We start from the raw sequence: 16,048 nt of genomic DNA, 5'->3' as shown, positions 1-16,048 counted from the left end.
CCTCTCGTATCGGCACGTGCCGCCAGTGTGCCTGATGCTGCGGTACGTTCCGCCCCATGAGGCTCACGATTCTGGGCGGGGGCGGTTTCCGGGTGCCGCTGGTCTACCGCGCCCTGCTGGACGACCCGGGCCGCGCCGTCTCCGAGGTGGTGCTGCACGACACCGATGCGCGCCGGGTGGCGGTGATCGCCGAGGTCCTGGCGCGGCTGGCCCAGGGGCATCCGGCGCCGGTGCCCGTACGGGTCGCGGACGGTCTGGACGAGGCGCTGGAGGGCGCGGGCTTCGTCTTCTCGGCGATCCGGGTGGGCGGCACGGCGGGCCGGATCCGCGACGAACGGATCCCGCTGTCCGAGGGCGTGCTCGGCCAGGAGACGGTCGGCGCGGGCGGTGTCCTCTACGGCCTGCGGACGATCCCGGTGGCGCTGCACATCGCCGAACGGGCCGCGGCGCTCGCCCCGGAGGCCTGGGTCATCAACTTCACCAACCCCGCGGGCATGGTCACCGAGGCGATGTCCCAGGTGCTCGGCGACCGCGTCATCGGGATCTGTGATTCGCCGGTGGGGCTGGTGCGCCGGGCGGCACGGGCGGCCGGCGCGGACCCGGCGGCCCTGGCGGACCCGGACCGGGCCGGTTACGACTATGTGGGGCTCAACCACCTCGGCTGGCTGCGGTCGTTGACGCTGGACGGCACCGAGCTGCTGCCGGGGCTGCTCGCCGACGACGCCGCGCTGGGGTCCTTCGAGGAGGGCCGGCTGTTCGGCGGGGACTGGCTGCGGACCCTGGGCGCGCTGCCGAACGAGTATCTGCACTACTACTACTTCCGCCGCGAGACCCTCGACTCCGTACGGGACACCCGGGAGACCCGCGGCGAATTCCTCGACCAGCAGCAGGGCGGCTTCTTCGAGCGGGCCGCGGCGGCCGGCGGCCCGGACGCGGTGTATGCGCTGTGGGAGCGGACCCGGCTGGAGCGCGAGGAGACGTATATGGCGCACAGCCGGGAGGCCAGTGGCGGCTGGCAGCGCGACAGCCATGATCTGGAGGGCGGCGGCTACGACCGGGTGGCGCTGGCGCTGATGCACGCCATCCTGGGCAACAGCGGCACCCGGCTGATCCTCAATGTCCGCAACGGGACGACGGTGCCGCAGCTGGCGCCCGACGCGATCGTGGAGACGGTGTGCGAGGTGGGCGCGCAGGGCGCCCGGCCGCTGCCCTGTGCGCCGCTGCGGGAGGACCAGCTGGGGCTGATGTTGCAGGTCAAGGCGGTGGAGCGGGCAACCGTGGAAGCCGCGCTGTTCAAGGACCGGGGCGCCGCGCTACGGGCCCTGGCACTGCATCCACTGGTGGACTCCCCCGCGGTGGCCGCCCGCATTCTGGAGCGGGCGGCCAAGGAGGCGTGAGGTTGCGGGGGCGCTAGGTCACGGGGCGTGAGGTCACGGAAATACCCTCCGCCCCCGCCGCGTTGTGGCCCCGCAGGGGGCGCCTGCCACCCCTACGGGATGTGTGCGACCGCGCCTTAGTGGCCGCACCTGCCCTAGTGGCCGCACCTTCCCTAGTGCCCGCGCTTGCCCCAGTGCCCCGCGCTTGCCCTAGCGGCCGCTTGCCCCGGTGCCCCCGCTCGCCCTAGTGCCCGCGCTTGATCCACTCCTCCAGGTGCGGGGCCTCCGTCCCGATCGTCGTCGGATCACCGTGTCCGGTGCGGACCTCCGTCTCCGGCGGCAGGGTCAGCAGCCGGTCCCGGATCGAGTCGACGATCGTCGGGAAGTCCGAGAAGGACCGGCCGGTGGCGCCGGGGCCGCCCTGGAAGAGGGTGTCTCCGGTGAAGACGGTGCGCAGCTCGGGCGCGTGGAGGCAGACTGCGCCGGGGGCGTGCCCCGGGGTGTGCAGCACGATCAGGTCCGTACCGGCGATGGTCAGCACCTGACCGTCCGCCAGCTCCGCGTCCGGTGGGGTGCCCGGGTGGGTCATCTTCCACAACGGCAGGTCGGCGGGGTGCAGATGGATACGGGCGCCGGTGCGGGAGGCCAGCGCCGGGGCCGCGTCGATGTGGTCGTTGTGCCCATGGGTGCAGATGATCGCGCGCAGCGTCCGGCCGGCGAGGGCCGCGACGATGGCGTCGGCGTCATGGGCGGCGTCGATGACGATCGCCTCGTCGTCGTCGCCGACGATCCAGACGTTGTTGTCGACGTCCCAGGTGCCGCCGTCGAGGGAGAAGGTGCCGGACGTGACCAGGTGGTCGATGCGGACCGCCATCAGAGCATCACCACCGAACGCAGCACATCGCCCGCGTGCATCCGCTCGAAGGCCTGCTCCACGTCCTCGATGCCGATGGTCTCGGTGACGAACGCCCCCAGGTCGATCCGGCCCTGCAGATGCAGATCGACCAGCATCGGGAAGTCGCGGGAGGGCAGACAGTCGCCGTACCAGGAGGACTTGAGGGCGCCGCCGCGGCCGAAGACGTCCAGGAGCGGGAGTTCCAGGGTCATGTCCGGGGTGGGGACGCCGACCAGGACGACGGTCCCGGCCAGGTCGCGGGCGTAGAACGCCTGCCGGTAGGTCTCCGGGCGGCCGACCGCGTCGATGACGACGTCCGCGCCGAAGCCGCCGGTCAGTTCGCGGACCGCCTCGACGGGGTCGGTGGAGCGGGAGTTGACCGTATGGGTGGCGCCCATGGAGCGCGCGGTCTCCAGTTTGCGGTCGTCGATGTCCACCGCAATGATCTTGGCCGCGCCGGCCAGCCGGGACCCCATCACGGCCGCGCCGCCGACGCCGCCGCAGCCGATGACCGCGACCGAGTCGCCGCGTGCGACGCCCCCGGTGTTGAGGGCGGCGCCCATGCCCGCCATCACCCCGCAGCCCAGCAGACCGGCCGCGGCGGGCGCGATCTCCGGGTTGACCTTGGTGCACTGTCCGGCGGCGACCAGCGTCTTCTCGGCGAAGGCGCCGATGCCCAGCGCCGGGCTCAGCTCCGTGCCGTCCTTCAGCGTCATCTTCTGCCGGGCGTTGTGGGTGTCGAAGCAGTACTGGGGGCGCCCGCGCAGACAGGCCCGGCACTGGCCGCACACCGCCCGCCAGTTGAGGACGACGAAATCGCCGGGCGCCACCTCGGTGACACCGGAGCCGACCGACTCCACCACGCCGGACGCCTCGTGCCCGAGCAGGAACGGGAAGTCGTCATTGATGCCGCCCTGCTTGTAGTGCAGATCGGTGTGGCACACCCCGCACGCCTGGATCTTCACCACGGCCTCGCCGGGACCCGGGTCCGGCACCAGGATGGTCTCCAGCCGGACCGGTTCGTTCTTCCCCGGCGCAATCACGCCGCGCACTTCCTGTGCCATCGGGACAGCCCCTTTCAAAGATCACTTACGGGACCACTGTGGCGCACCGCCACTGAGCCGTGCCTCACCGTACGCGTGCCGGGCCACCGCGCACAGGACCACGGCCGGGTCCATGATCTCCGGCCCGGGGCCGCCGGCCGCGGGTCCGCTCGCGGTGCCCGCCGCCGCGGACCAGCGCCACGCTGAGCGCCGCCAGGACGCCCACCACCGACAGCCCGATCAGCCCGCCACGGGTCGAGCCGGTGGCGTCCTGGAGGATCCCGAAGGCGGTCGGCGAGACGAACCCGCCGAGGTTTCCCAGCGAGTTGACCAGCGCGATGGCGGGCGCCGCGATCCGGGCGTCCAGATAGCTCTGCGGAATCGCCCAGAAGACCGGGGAGGACGTCTTGAAGCCCATCGCCGCGAGACACAGGGCGGCCAGGCCGAGCCAGGGGGACACCAGGGTGGCCAGCAGGGTGCCGGCCGAGCCGGCCAGCAGCGCGCCCACCAGGAAGGGCCGCCGCCGGCCCGTACGGTCCGAGGCCCGCCCCGTGACGTACACCGCGGCGAGCGCACACAACCACGGCACCGCGACCAGCAGCCCCACCTGGAACCCGGAGAGCCCGGCGATGTCGCCGACGATGCTCGGCAGCCAGAAGGTGACCGCGTAGAGGGCGACCGAGATGGCGAAGTAGATCCAGCAGAACAGCAGCAGCTGCGGGTCGGTGAGCAGCTGCCGGCGGGAGACCCTGACGGTGCCACGGGCGGCGGTACGGGCCGTCTGCTTCGCGCATACGCGACGAAGAACAGACCGGCGCCGAAGCCGAAGGCGGCCGCGGAGATCCCGGCGTCGGCGCGCAACTGGTCCTGGGCGAAGCCGATGTTGACGCGGTCGACGTAGTTGGCGACGAACATCACGAAGAACAGCGGGACGACGCGTCGGAAGATCTTCCGCACGGCGCTCCGCAGCTGCGGGTCGGGGGGCTCCTGAGGAGCGGGGCGGTCCGGGGCGGCGCTCACATGCGGCTCCGTTGTCGTCAGACCGCCCTGGGGCGGCTGGGGAGCAGGGGGCGGGCCGCCGGGGTCACCAGCGCGGGAGGGCGGGGGTCACCCAGCCGGGGTCCGCGAGCCGCATGGCGGCGGCGTCATCGCGGTCGCGCAGACCGCCGTCGTCGGCGAGCCAGCGGCGGTGCAGCACGGCGAGCCGGTCACGGTCGAGGGTGACGCCGAGGCCGGGGGTGTCGCTGACGTCCACCCGGCCGTCGCGGAAGGTGAGCCGCTCGGTGAGGACGTCCTCGGTCTGCCAGGGGTAGTGGCTGTCACAGGCGTGGCCGAGGTGGGGCACGGTGGCGGCGACCTGGGTCATCGCGGCGAGGCTGATGCCCAGGTGGGTGTTGGAGTGCATGGACAGGCCGACGCCGAAGGTGCGGCAGACGGCGGCGAGTTCCCGGGTGGCGCGCAGCCCGCCCCAGTAGTGGTGGTCGGCGAGCACGACCTGTACGGCGTCCCGGGCGAACGCCCCGGCGATCTCGTCGAAGGTGGTCACGCACATGTTCGTGGCCAGCGGGAGGCCCGCCCGTCCGGAGGGGTGTCGCCCCGCCCCGCGCACCGCGGCGGCTACCTCCGCCATCCCTGCCGTGCCGCTCGTCGGGTCCTCCAGATACTCCAGGACGTCGCCCAGCTCGTCCGCGACCCGGCAGGAAGTCTTCACGCTCCAGGCGCCGTTGGGGTCGAGGCGCAGCGGCCGGCCGGGGAACTCGGCGGCCAGCGCCCGGACCGCCGCGATCTCCTCGTCGGGCGGGAAGACGCCGCCCTTGAGCTTGAAGGAGGTGAAGCCGTAGGTGTCGGCGAACCGGCGGGCCTGGGCGACGACACCGGCGGGGTCGAGCGCCGCGCCCCAGTCGTCGCGCTCACCGCGGCCGCCCGGGTGCCCGGCCCAGCGGTAGAAGAGGTAGGCGCTGTACTCCACCCGGTCGCGGACCTTGCCGCCGAGCAGGGCGTGCACGGGCAGTCCGGCGGCCTGTCCCCAGGCGTCCAGGCAGGCGACCTCGAAGCCGGAGAGGACGGAGAGCCGCAGTTTGCCGGCGGTCTGGACGCCGCGGAGTCCGCCGACGTCCACGGCGTCCGCGCCGGTCGCGGCCGGCGGGTCTCCGCACACCTCCGCGGCCAGCGCGGGCAGTTCGTTCAGATCCGTGACCGACCGGCCGATCAGGGCCGTCGCCAGCGGCTGGGCGAGCTCCAGGTACTTGCTGTCCCCGTAGGTCTCGCCGAGCCCGGTGACGCCGCCCTCGGTGATCACCTCGATGATCAGCCGGGGAGTGTACGGCTGGTGCACACCCTGCGTGTTCAGCAGCGGCGGGTCGGCCACGAGGACGGGGGTGAGCCGGACCTCGGAGATGGTGAGGCCGTGCCGGGCGTCGGTCATCCAGAAGCTCCTACGAGGCCGAGGGCTGTTTTCATATGTAGATGACGTCTACAGATGGAGTTGGAGGTTAGGGAGCCCGCACGGTGACCGTCAACACCCCGCACCGCGGCGAGCTTTTACCAAGGGTTGAATCTGCGCGCGTAGATACCGATGTGAGGCTCTGTTAGACCTACTGGGTCCGCTCATGTCTCCCGGAGGAGCCGCGCATGCCCCGTCCCGCCCGTTTCCGCCCCGCCCTCTCCCGGAGGGCCCGCCTCGGCACCGCCACGGTCGCCACCCTCGTCGCCGGCACCGCCGTCTTCGGCATCGGCCAGGCCACCGCCGAACACTCCGTACCGCGCACCGACAAGGAGATCCCCAACCTCACGCAGGTGCAGGACAAGATCAAGGCGTACTACGGCGACACGGTGACGGCGGACGGCGAGCACTACGCCTCCCCGCGCAGCAACTACGCACACCAGGTCCGCGGCATCGAGGCCAAGGCCCGCACGTATCTGTCCAAGGCCCTGGCACAGCACGGCCGGACGGGCAAGCAGACCAAACCGGCCATCGTGCTCGACATCGACGACACGACCCTGCTCACCTACAACTACGAGCTCCAGGTCGGCTTCCACTACACCGAGGAGAGCCAGGACAAGTACCTGGCCCACACCGACATGGACCCGGTCTTCGGCATGGAACGGCTGGTCAACTGGGCGCACGACAAGGGCGCCGAGGTCTTCTTCCTCACCGGCCGCAAAGAGGCACAGCGCGCCTGGAGCACCCGCAACCTCAAGAACGTCGGCTACGGCGTGCCCCTGGACCGCCGGCACGTCTACCTGAAGGACAAGGAGCACCCGCCGGCCTACCTGCCCTGCGGCGCCACCTGCACGACCATCGAGTACAAGTCGGGCACCCGCAAGTACATAGAGTCCCTCGGCTACAACATCGTCGCCAACTTCGGGGACCAGTACAGCGATCTGCGCGGCGGCGCCGGGGACCGGACGTTCAAGATGCCGAACCCGATGTACTACCTGCCGTAGGCGAGGCGCACCGCCGGCCCGTCCGGTCCGCGGGGGGGGAGGGACCGGGCGGGCGCCACGTCCGGCGCCCGCCACGTCCGGTGCCGCGGCGGTCAGCGCCGTGGCCGTCAGCGCCGTGCCGGTCAGTGCCGTTTGGGCAGCGGCACCCGCGACAGGTCCTGGGCGATGGTCAGTTCGCCGGTGTACCCCGCCGTGCGGGCCTGCCGCTCGAACTCCGTGGGGTCGGCGTAGCGCTGCGAGAAGTGCGTCAGCACGAGATGCCGCACCCCGGCCCGCGTGGCCACTTCCGCGGCCTGCCCGGCGGTCAGATGACCGTGGTCCACGGCGAGCTGGATGTCCTCGTCCAGGAACGTCGACTCGATGACCAGCATGTCCGCCCCCTCCGCGAGCGCATGCACGCCCTCGCACAGCCGGGTGTCCATGACGAACGCGAACCGCTGGCCGCGTCGCTGCTCGCTGACCTCGTCGAGGGTGACGCCGTTCAGCTCGCCGAGCTGCTTGAGCCGTCCGATGTCCGGCCCGGCGATGCCGTGCTCCGCCAGCCGCTCCGGCAGCATCCGGCGGGTGTCCGGCTCCACGAGGCGGTAGCCGTACGACTCGACGGGGTGCCAGAGCCGTCGCGCCTCCAGGACGTACGACTCCGCGCGGTCCAGCTCTCCGTCGGCGTCGACCGGCCGCTCGATCAGCCGGACCGTCTCGCGGTAGGCGGTGGCATAGCGCAGCCGGTCGAAGAAGCGCTGGCCACTGGCCGGGTAGTGGGCGGTGACCGGATGCGGCACCCGGTCCAGGTTGATCCGCTGGATCACCCCCGCCAGGCCCAGCGAGTGGTCACCGTGGAAGTGCGTGACACAGATCCGGTTCAGGTCATGGGCGGCGACCCCGGCCCGCAGCATCTGCCGCTGGGTGCCCTCACCGGGGTCGAAGAGCAGCCCCTGGCCGTCCCACCGCAGCAGATAGCCGTTGTGGTTGCGGTGACGGGTGGGGACCTGACTTGCGGTGCCGAGGACGACCAGTTCGCGTACGGACACGGTCGGCTATCCGGGAGGCCACTGGAGGCCGCGGCCGCCGAGCACGTGCAGATGTGCGTGGAAGACGGTCTGGCCCGCGCCCGCACCGGTGTTGAAGACGACCCGGTAGCCCCGGTCTTCCACCTTCTCCTCGGCGGCGACCTCACGGGACTCACGCAGTATGTCGGCGATGATCTGCGGTTCGGCGGCGGCGAGGGCCGCGGCGTCCTGGTAGTGCACCTTGGGGATGATCAGGACGTGCGTCGGCGCCTGGGGGTTGATGTCGCGGAACGCGACGGTGGTCTCCGTCTCCCGGACGATGGTCGCCGGCACCTCCCTCGCCACGATCTTGCAGAACAGGCAGTCGGCCTGCGGTTCTCCCGCCACGGGTGGCTCCTCCCGGTCACCGCCGTACACCCGGTGCGTACGGCCTTCGGATGCTACCGGGCGGCACCCACGGGGGATTGCAGCGACCGGGGGCGGCCGGGGTCCGCCCGGCCCGCCGGGCCCCGTCCGGCTCCCGACGGGGCCGCCCCGGCCCGCCCCGCCCCGCGGCGCACCGGCCGCCCACTGCGGCCCGGCCCGGCGCGGACCGGCCCGGCGCGGCCCCCTGGATCACTAAGCTGGCGCGCAGACCGCTTTCGCCCACAACCGGGAGTTCTGCACCATGGCAACCACGCGCACCGCCAAGACCCACTGGGAAGGCAACCTCCTGGAGGGCAAGGGCACCGTCGCCCTGGAGTCCTCCAAGGTCGGTACGTACGACGTGAACTGGCCCGCCCGCGCGGAGCAGCCCAACGGCGTCACCAGCCCCGAGGAGCTGATCGCGGCGGCCCACTCCTCCTGCTACTCCATGGCCTTCTCGCACGGCCTGGCGGGCAAGGGGTACACCGTCGAGGCCCTGGACACCCAGGCCGATGTCACCTTCCAGCCCGGCGAGGGCATCACCGCCATCGCGCTGACCGTCAAGGCCCGCGTCCCCGGCCTGTCCGAGGAGGACTTCCAGGCCGCGGCCCAGGACGCCAAGGCCAACTGCCCGGTGAGCCAGGCGCTGGCGGGCGTCAAGAACATCACGCTGGCGGCGGAGCTGGTCTGACGGGACGGCCGGCCTGGCCGGTTCCCCTTCGCGTGAACGGCGGTGCGCCGGGCGGGCCCTGAGGGCGCGTCCGGCGCACCGCCGCGTTGTCAGTGGGCTGTGCCACGATCTTTGTACTGCGGAACGGCCCGGTGCCGTTCCGTGGACCGCCGCACGCCCGCCCCGCGAAGGGATTCCCGCCCGTGACCCACAGCTCCCCCGCCGCGCTCCGCCTGGCGCTGCGGCTCGCCGCTCCGGACACCGCCGATGCGCTCGCCGAGCGGCTGCGTCCGGACCTGCTGACCGCGCTGTCCAACAGGTTCGGGCTGCCGGAGGAGATGGTGGAGGCAGTAACCGGGCCGGGCGGCGCGGCGCTGCGTGCCGCCCTGGACGCCGGTCCCGAGGCGTTTCTGATACGGGCGGCGGAGACCGGCGATCCGGTGATCGCCCGCGCGCTGTGGAAGGCACGGTACCGCCCCGCCCCGCAACAGAGCCGGCGCGCAAGGGACCTGCCGGATCTGCTGCCGGCGATTCTGCGCGCCGCCGACCCCACGGACCCGCGCTGGGAGGACGAGGACGGCCTCGTCCCGCTGCTCCAGGATGAGGCCTCCGGCTTCGAGCTCCTTCCCGCCCTGACCGGCCCGTTCCCTCAGCTTCTCTCCTTCGCGCTGGTCCGGCTGGCCCCGTTCCTCCCGCTGCCGGCCGCCCTCGACGCCTGTGTCGCCCTGGTCCAACTCGCCGGTGCTGAAGGGCTGCTGGCGTTCGCCGACGGGGTCGAGCGGGCCCCGGACTTCGATCTCGGGCGCCCGGAGCTGCTGGAGGTGATGCGGGCGGCCGCGGCCGACGCCGACCCGGAGGCGTTCCTGCGGGAGCGGCGCCCGGCCGGTGAGTGGACGGACCCCGCCGCGCTGCGGGCCCTGCTGATGGTCCGTAACGGCGCCGACGCGGTCGCGAAGCCCGCCGCCCTGGACTGGGACCTCGTCCGGCGCGAGCACGCCCGTCTGCCCTTCGAGACCGGCCGGACGGGCGGCCGGCAGAGCGGCAACCGCCTGTCGCAGCTCACCCGGTGGGAAGGCTGCCCTGACGACCTCGTCATGGAGTGCTTCCGCGCCGATCCCTGGAGGACCTCGCGGGGCGCCGCCGAGCTGCCCTTCGAGGCGCTGGTGGGGCCCGAGGCGGCGGCAGGCAAGGTGCCCTTCGGCGAGGTCCTGGGGCGCAGCATCCGTACGGGCCGGCTGCCGGTGGAGCGCGTGCTGGCGGAAGTGGGCCCGGCGACGGAGGTGCTGAACGCGCTGCCGTACGACCACGAGCCGACCCGCAAGGCCCTCGCCGGACTCCTCGACCGGCTCGGCACGGACCCGGTCAACTGGCTGACGTGCTACGCCCGGATGGGCCGGGCCCGAGGCAGCGTCGCCGAGCTGATCGACGACGCCGCCTCGGCCGGCTCCGCCAAGAAGCGCAGCACCACCTGGCCGCGCCCCTTGGAGGCAGTGCTCCCCGCCACTCCCCCCGAGGCGTCCCGGGCCGCGTTCCTGAGCCTGTTCCAGTGCGCCTCCGAGGAGGCGCAGATCGCCGTCGTACCGCATTTCGACCCGCGGGCCGTGCAGCATCTCCTGGTGTACGGCGATCCGGCGCCGGCCGTCCGGGACGCGGTGGTCGCGGCCCACGGGGTGTCCGCGCAGGCCGCGCAGGCCGCCACCACGGCCCTCTCCCCCGAAAAGCTGGCGTACCTCCTCGACCTCGACGAACCGCAGGTGGACGCCAACCTGTTCTTCCACCGCGGTATCGACCAGCGGGAGCGGGAGCGGATGCTCGCCGGGCGGCTGCGCGGCGGCGGTACCCGTACCGTCCCCGAGGAGCTGCTCAACGTCCTGCGGGAGGCCCACCTCAGCCACCACCGCCACTGGCTCATCGCCGGTCTGGACTCCGGCGATCTGGGCGTGGCCCGCACGATCGTCGGGCGGCTGAAGCTCCGGGTACCGGCGGCCCGGCTGCGGCTGCTGGTGGCCGTGTGGGAGCGCGGCGGCCCGGACGCGGTGCGCGAGATCCTGGCGATGGACCGCCTCCCGCTCACCCTCCGCCGGCAGACCGAGAAGCTCCTCGACGTCCCCGACGGGCTGGACCGGCTGCGCGCCCGCCTGGCCGCGGAGGAGGACCCGGCGAAGCTGCTGGCGTTCCTCAACAAGGCACCGGGCTACGACGGTGACCAGGCGTCCAAGCTCACCGGCGACGGCATACCCCTCCCCTGGCCCGATCTGGTCGCGGCGCACCGCTCCGGCACGCTGGCCCCCAGTGCGGCCAAGGACCTCGCGGAGCTCGCGGACTGCCCACGCGAGCTGCTGCTGGAGCTGCTGTCGAGCACTCCGGAGCTCGGCCGCTCCAACCTCTCGTGGCCCCAGCTCGCCCTCCGGCGCGGCACGCTCACGCCCGAGGATGTCCTGAACCGCGCCGCCCCCGCGCGCCAGGGCCTGGCCCACCTCCTCCGCCTGCTCAACTCCGCGGACCGGCAGGCGAACCAACGGGCGGCCCGGCAGGTGGACCGGCAGGAGCTGCGGACGCGGGCGGCCGCGCTGACCGCGGAACATCTGGGCAGCGACCCCGAGGCCTGGGCCGTCTGTCTCCAGCTGCTGCCGACCTTCGCCGGCACCCTCACGGAGCTGTTCGCGACGGCGGCCGCGATCGTGCGACCGCCGGCCTGAGCGCCAGGGACAGCAGCCCGTTTCTCCGCGCCCCACAAGGCCCAGCGGACCACCGACGACCACCCTCACCAGGGTTTTCCCACCCCCCCCAACGGGAGGTGACGGGCCGGAGGGGTAGGGGTGTGGGACGTAAAGCGAAGCAGTCCCACACCCCTACCCCGGAGGCCCGTCACCGCACCCCAACAGCCCCGCGCAGCGGACCGGCCCGCCGCAGGCGCAACGGCGAGAAAGCCAACAACGCGGACCGAAGGCAAAGCGCAGCGCACGGCGGGGGCACCGCAAAGCGGGCCACAAACGCCGAGCAACAACCACGGCGGAAAAGCCAAAAACGTGGACCCGAAGGCAAAGCGCAGCGGACCCGCTCAGCTCCAACGCCCCGTGCGCCCCAGCAGCAGCGCGGTGGCCGCGGTACCTGCCGTGGAGGTGCGCAGAACCGTCGTCCCCAGACGGTAGGGCTTGGCGCCGGCCTCGGCGAAGGTGGTGAGCTCCTCCGGGGAGACACCGCCTTCCGGGCCGACGACCAGCACGATCCGGCCCTCGGCGGGGAGTTCGGCGGTGGCGAGCGGCGTGCTGCCCTCCTCGTGGAGGACGGCCGCGAAGTCGGCGTCGGCGAGCAGCGCGGCCACCTGCTTGGTCGTCAGCGGGTCCGCGACCTCGGGGAAGGTCAGCCGGCGCGACTGCTTGCCCGCCTCGCGGGCGGTGGCGCGCCATTTGCCCAGCGCCTTGGCGGCCCGCTCGCCCTTCCACTGGGTGACGCAACGCGCCGCGGGCCAGGGCACGATGGCGTCCACCCCGGTCTCGGTCATCGTCTCGACGGCCAGCTCGCCGCGGTCGCCCTTGGGGAGCGCCTGGACGACGGTGATCGTGGGGCGGGGCGGGTCCTCGGTGCGCAGCTCCGTGACCGCGACGGTGAGCCGGTCCTTGCCCTCGACGGCGGCGACGGTGCCGTACGCGCCGGTGCCGTGCCCGTCCGTCAGGACGACCTCCTCGCCGGCCCGCAGCCGGCGCACCGAGACCGCGTGCCGGCCCTCGGGACCGTCCAGGGTCAGCGTGCCGCCGGCCCGTACACCCGCGAGGGACTCGACGAGGAAGACCGGCGCGGTCATGAGGCGCTTCCGGCGGCGGGGAAGTTCAACGCGGCGCGTGCCGCGTCCAGTTCGGCCGCCAGCACCTCCACCAGCTGCCGGGCGGGCAGCTCCCGCGCCAGGCGGTGTCCCTGCCCCGCCCACAGGTTCATGCCCTGGGCGTCGCCCGCCTTGGCCGCGGCCTTGCGCACGGTGGAGGTGAGGTAGTGGACGGCCGGGTAGGCGGCCGGTGCGTACGGGCCGTGCTCGCGCATGAAGCGGTTCACCAGCCCGCGGGCCGGCCGCCCGGAGAACGCCCGGGTCAACTCCGTATGCGTGAACAGGGGGTTGGTCAGGGCCTGCTTGTGCAGCGGGTTGGCGCCCGACTCGGGGGTGGCGAGGAAGGCGGTGCCCAGCTGCGCCATGCTCGCCCCGGCGGCCAGCACCGCCGCGATCTGCGTCCCGCGCATCAGCCCGCCCGCGGCGATCATCGGAATCTGCACGGCCTCCCGGACCTGGCCGAGCGCCGCCAGCAGCCCCAGCCCCGCTCCGGTCCCGTCCGCGTGCGGATCGTCCCGGTGGGTGCCCTGGTGGCCGCCGGCCTCCACGCCCTGCACACACACCGCGTCCGCGCCCGACCACTGCGCGGCCTGTGCCTCGGCAGCGGTGGTGACCGTGACGACGGTGTACGTACCGACCTTGGCGAACGCGTCCAGGACGGCGCGCGAGGGGCAGCCGAAGGTGAAGGACACCACCGGCACCGGGTCCTCCCGCAGTATCGCGAGCTTGGCCTCGTAGCCGTCGTCGATGGGCCCGTCGGTGTCGCCGAGATCGGTCTCGTACCAGGTGACCTCGCCGGCGAGCTGTTCGCGGTAGACCTCGACGACGGAGCCGTCGGCCAGCGAGGGCTGCGGCATGAAGAGGTTGACACCGAAGGGCCGGTCGGTCAGCGACCGCAGCTGTTTGATCTCCTGGTACATGCCGTCGGCGGTTTTGTAGCCGGCGGCGAGGAAGCCGAGACCGCCGGCGCCGCAGACAGCGGCGGCCAGCTCGGGTCCGGAGCCGCCTCCCGCCATCGGGGCCTGCACGATCGGGTAGCGGCAGAGATCGGTCAGTGCAGTGGGCATGAGCACATCGTGTCACGCCCACCCCCTCGCCCCGAACCGGGGAGGCGGCTGCCGCACGGGTCCGCGGAATCTCCGCGGACCCCGGGCCGACCTGGGCTATCGCCCGTTGAACGCATCCTTCAGACGCGAGAACAACCCCTGCTGCCCCGGCTGGAACTGCCCCGTGGGCCGCTCCTCACCGCGGAGCTTCGCCAGCCGCCGCAGCACCTCCTCCTGCTCGGGGTCGAGCTTGGAGGGCGTCTGCACCTCGACATGGACGATGAGGTCGCCGCGGCCACCGCCGCGCAGATGGGTCACACCGCGCTGGTGCAGCGGGATCGACTGGCCGGACTGGGTACCGGGCCGGACATCGATCTCCTCCACCCCGTCCAGCGTCTCCAGCGGGCACTTCGTGCCCAGCGCCGCCGCTGTCATCGGGATGGTGACCGTGCAGTGCAGATCGTCGCCGCGCCGCTGGAAGACCGCGTGCGGCAGCTCGTGGATCTCCACGTAGAGATCGCCGGCGGGGCCGCCGCCGGGGCCGACCTCGCCCTCGCCCGCGAGCTGGATGCGGGTGCCGTTGTCGACACCGGCCGGGATCTTGACGGTCAGCGTGCGGCGGGAGCGGATACGTCCGTCGCCCGCGCACTCGTGGCACGGCGTCGGGACGACCGTGCCGAAGCCCTGGCACTGCGGGCAGGGCCGCGAGGTCATGACCTGGCCCAGGAACGACCGGGTGACCTGCGAGACCTCACCGCGGCCGCGGCACATGTCACAGGTCTGCGCCGAGGTGCCCGGCGCCGCGCCCTCACCGCTGCACGTCGTACAGACGACGGCGGTGTCGACCTGGATGTCCTTGGTGGTGCCGAAGGCCGCTTCGTTCAGCTCGACGTCGAGCCGGATCATGGCGTCCTGGCCACGGCGGGTGCGCGAGCGCGGTCCGCGCTGCGACGCGGTGCCGAAGAACGCGTCCATGATGTCGGAGAAGTTTCCGAAGCCCGCGCCGAAGCCGCCCGCGCCCTGGCCGCCGCCCGCCTGCGAGAGGGGGTCGCCGCCGAGGTCGTAGACCTGCTTCTTCTGCGGATCCGAGAGGACCTCGTAAGCGGCGTTGATCTCCTTGAACCGCTCCTGGGTCTTGGGATCCGGGTTCACATCCGGGTGCAGCTCGCGCGCCAGCCGACGGAAGGCCTTCTTGATCTGGTCCTGCGAGGCGTCACGGCCGATGCCGAGGACCGAGTAGTAATCCGTGGCCACTTACGACTCCGCGAGGATTTGTCCGACGTAACGTGCCACTGCGCGTACCGCTCCCATCGTTCCGGGGTAGTCCATGCGGGTCGGTCCGACCACGCCGAGTTTGGCGACTGCCTCGTCGCCCGAACCGTAGCCGACCGTGACGACCGATGTGGACGCCAGGCCTTCATGGGCATTCTCATGCCCGATACGTACGGTCATGCCCGAGTCCTTGGCCTCGCCGAGCAGCTTGAGCATCACCACATGCTCCTCAAGGGCCTCCAGCACCGGCCGGATGGTCAGCGGGAAATCGTGCCCGAATCGCGTGAGATTGGCGGTACCGCCGATCATCAGCCGCTCTTCGGTTTCCTCCACCAAAGTCTCCAGCAACACCGACAGCACTGTCGAGACCGTGCCGCGGTCGTCCTGCTCGAAGGACTCCGGGAGATCCTGCACCAACTGCGGCACATCCGCGAACCGGCGCCCCACGACCCGGCTGTTGAGCCGGGCCCGCAGATCCGCCAGCGAGGTCTCGCCGAACGGTGCCTGGCAGTCGATGAGCCGCTGCTCGACCCGCCCGGTGTCCGTGATCAGCACCAGCATCAGCCGGGCCGGGGCCAGCGCCAGCAGCTCGACGTGCCGGACCGTGGACCGGGTCAGGGACGGGTACTGCACGACCGCGACCTGCCGGGTCAGCTGCGCCAGCAGCCGGACCGTGCGGCCCACCACGTCGTCGAGGTCGACGGCGCCGTCCAGGAAATTCTGGATCGCCCGCCGCTCCGGGCTGGACAGCGGCTTCACACCGGCCAGCTTGTCGACGAACAGGCGGTAGCCCTTGTCGGTCGGGATCCGCCCGGCACTCGTGTGCGGCTGGGCGATGAAGCCCTCGTCCTCCAGGACCGCCATGTCGTTGCGGACGGTGGCCGGGGAGACACCGAGCTGATGGCGTTCGGTGAGGGCCTTGGAGCCGACCGGCTCCTCCGTCCCCACATAGTCCTGGACGATGGCGCGCAGCACTTCGAGCCTGCGTTCACTGAGCATCCCGCGCACCTCCAGTCCGGCCGTCCGCCGTCTCGACTCTCCTGGCACTCACACGGGCCGAGTGC

At 72.4% G+C, this 16,048-nt stretch carries 14 protein-coding genes; 4 read left to right on the top strand and 10 right to left on the bottom strand.

Annotated elements, in window-relative coordinates:
• Positions 1-56: 56 nt before the first annotated feature.
• Positions 57-1,397 (top strand): 6-phospho-beta-glucosidase, encoded by a 1,341-nt coding sequence (locus STRNI_RS28095; protein ID WP_277412243.1) that lies wholly within the window; start codon positions 57-59, stop codon positions 1,395-1,397.
• A 223-nt stretch (positions 1,398-1,620) separates the two neighbouring features.
• Here STRNI_RS28095 and STRNI_RS28090 read toward each other — a convergent pair whose 3' ends face one another.
• From STRNI_RS28090 to STRNI_RS28075, 4 genes are all read right to left on the bottom strand, one after another.
• On the bottom strand, positions 1,621-2,250 hold the full coding sequence (locus STRNI_RS28090) for an MBL fold metallo-hydrolase (protein ID WP_093644135.1): 630 nt from the start codon (positions 2,248-2,250) through the stop codon (positions 1,621-1,623).
• On the bottom strand, positions 2,250-3,335 hold the full coding sequence (locus STRNI_RS28085; RefSeq protein ID WP_266442292.1) for an S-(hydroxymethyl)mycothiol dehydrogenase: 1,086 nt from the start codon (positions 3,333-3,335) through the stop codon (positions 2,250-2,252). Before STRNI_RS28085 ends, STRNI_RS28090 begins: the two co-directional genes overlap by 1 nt.
• Positions 3,336-3,399: 64 nt before the next feature.
• Complete coding sequence (locus STRNI_RS28080) at positions 3,400-4,047, bottom strand: MFS transporter (protein WP_381845705.1); 648 nt, start codon at positions 4,045-4,047, stop codon at positions 3,400-3,402.
• Between the two features lie 351 nt (positions 4,048-4,398).
• The gene (locus STRNI_RS28075; RefSeq protein WP_277412242.1) at positions 4,399-5,739 is read right to left on the bottom strand and encodes a glucarate dehydratase family protein; all 1,341 of its coding nucleotides are present in this window, start codon (positions 5,737-5,739) and stop codon (positions 4,399-4,401) included.
• A 206-nt stretch (positions 5,740-5,945) separates the two neighbouring features.
• Here STRNI_RS28075 and STRNI_RS28070 point away from each other — a divergent pair, with 206 nt between their 5' ends.
• Positions 5,946-6,761: an HAD family acid phosphatase gene (locus STRNI_RS28070; RefSeq protein WP_277412241.1), complete on the top strand. Its 816-nt coding sequence runs from the start codon at positions 5,946-5,948 to the stop codon at positions 6,759-6,761.
• Positions 6,762-6,883: 122 nt separating this feature from the next.
• Here the strand turns inward: STRNI_RS28070 and STRNI_RS28065 are convergent, their stop codons facing one another.
• On the bottom strand, positions 6,884-7,789 hold the full coding sequence (locus STRNI_RS28065; protein WP_266442283.1) for a ribonuclease Z: 906 nt from the start codon (positions 7,787-7,789) through the stop codon (positions 6,884-6,886).
• A 6-nt stretch (positions 7,790-7,795) separates the two neighbouring features.
• Positions 7,796-8,155, bottom strand: a complete 360-nt coding sequence (locus STRNI_RS28060) for a histidine triad nucleotide-binding protein (protein WP_018088205.1) — start codon at positions 8,153-8,155, stop codon at positions 7,796-7,798.
• Between the two features lie 280 nt (positions 8,156-8,435).
• Here STRNI_RS28060 and STRNI_RS28055 point away from each other — a divergent pair, with 280 nt between their 5' ends.
• Positions 8,436-8,864: an OsmC family protein gene (locus STRNI_RS28055; protein WP_018088206.1), complete on the top strand. Its 429-nt coding sequence runs from the start codon at positions 8,436-8,438 to the stop codon at positions 8,862-8,864.
• Between the two features lie 182 nt (positions 8,865-9,046).
• Positions 9,047-11,542, top strand: coding sequence for a hypothetical protein (locus tag STRNI_RS28050; RefSeq protein ID WP_277412240.1), 2,496 nt, complete (start codon positions 9,047-9,049; stop codon positions 11,540-11,542).
• A 362-nt stretch (positions 11,543-11,904) separates the two neighbouring features.
• Here STRNI_RS28050 and STRNI_RS28045 read toward each other — a convergent pair whose 3' ends face one another.
• The 4 genes from STRNI_RS28045 to hrcA all read right to left on the bottom strand — a co-directional run bounded on the left by STRNI_RS28045 (position 11,905) and on the right by hrcA (position 15,983).
• Positions 11,905-12,648: a 16S rRNA (uracil(1498)-N(3))-methyltransferase gene (locus STRNI_RS28045; protein ID WP_018088208.1), complete on the bottom strand. Its 744-nt coding sequence runs from the start codon at positions 12,646-12,648 to the stop codon at positions 11,905-11,907.
• Positions 12,645-13,733 (bottom strand): nitronate monooxygenase, encoded by a 1,089-nt coding sequence (locus STRNI_RS28040; RefSeq protein WP_266442277.1) that lies wholly within the window; start codon positions 13,731-13,733, stop codon positions 12,645-12,647. The genes STRNI_RS28045 and STRNI_RS28040 overlap by 4 nt, the downstream gene beginning before the upstream one ends.
• Positions 13,734-13,829: 96 nt before the next feature.
• Positions 13,830-14,966 (bottom strand): molecular chaperone DnaJ, encoded by a 1,137-nt coding sequence (dnaJ, locus tag STRNI_RS28035; RefSeq protein ID WP_018088210.1) that lies wholly within the window; start codon positions 14,964-14,966, stop codon positions 13,830-13,832.
• Complete coding sequence (gene hrcA / locus STRNI_RS28030; protein WP_018088211.1) at positions 14,967-15,983, bottom strand: heat-inducible transcriptional repressor HrcA; 1,017 nt, start codon at positions 15,981-15,983, stop codon at positions 14,967-14,969. It lies immediately after the preceding gene.
• Between the last annotated feature and the right edge of the window lie 65 nt (positions 15,984-16,048).

Source organism: Streptomyces nigrescens, from assembly GCF_027626975.1.
Taxonomy (GTDB): domain Bacteria; phylum Actinomycetota; class Actinomycetes; order Streptomycetales; family Streptomycetaceae; genus Streptomyces; species Streptomyces nigrescens.
Note: the sequence above shows the minus strand (reverse complement) of the source record. Positions and strands in the feature narration are given on the sequence as shown.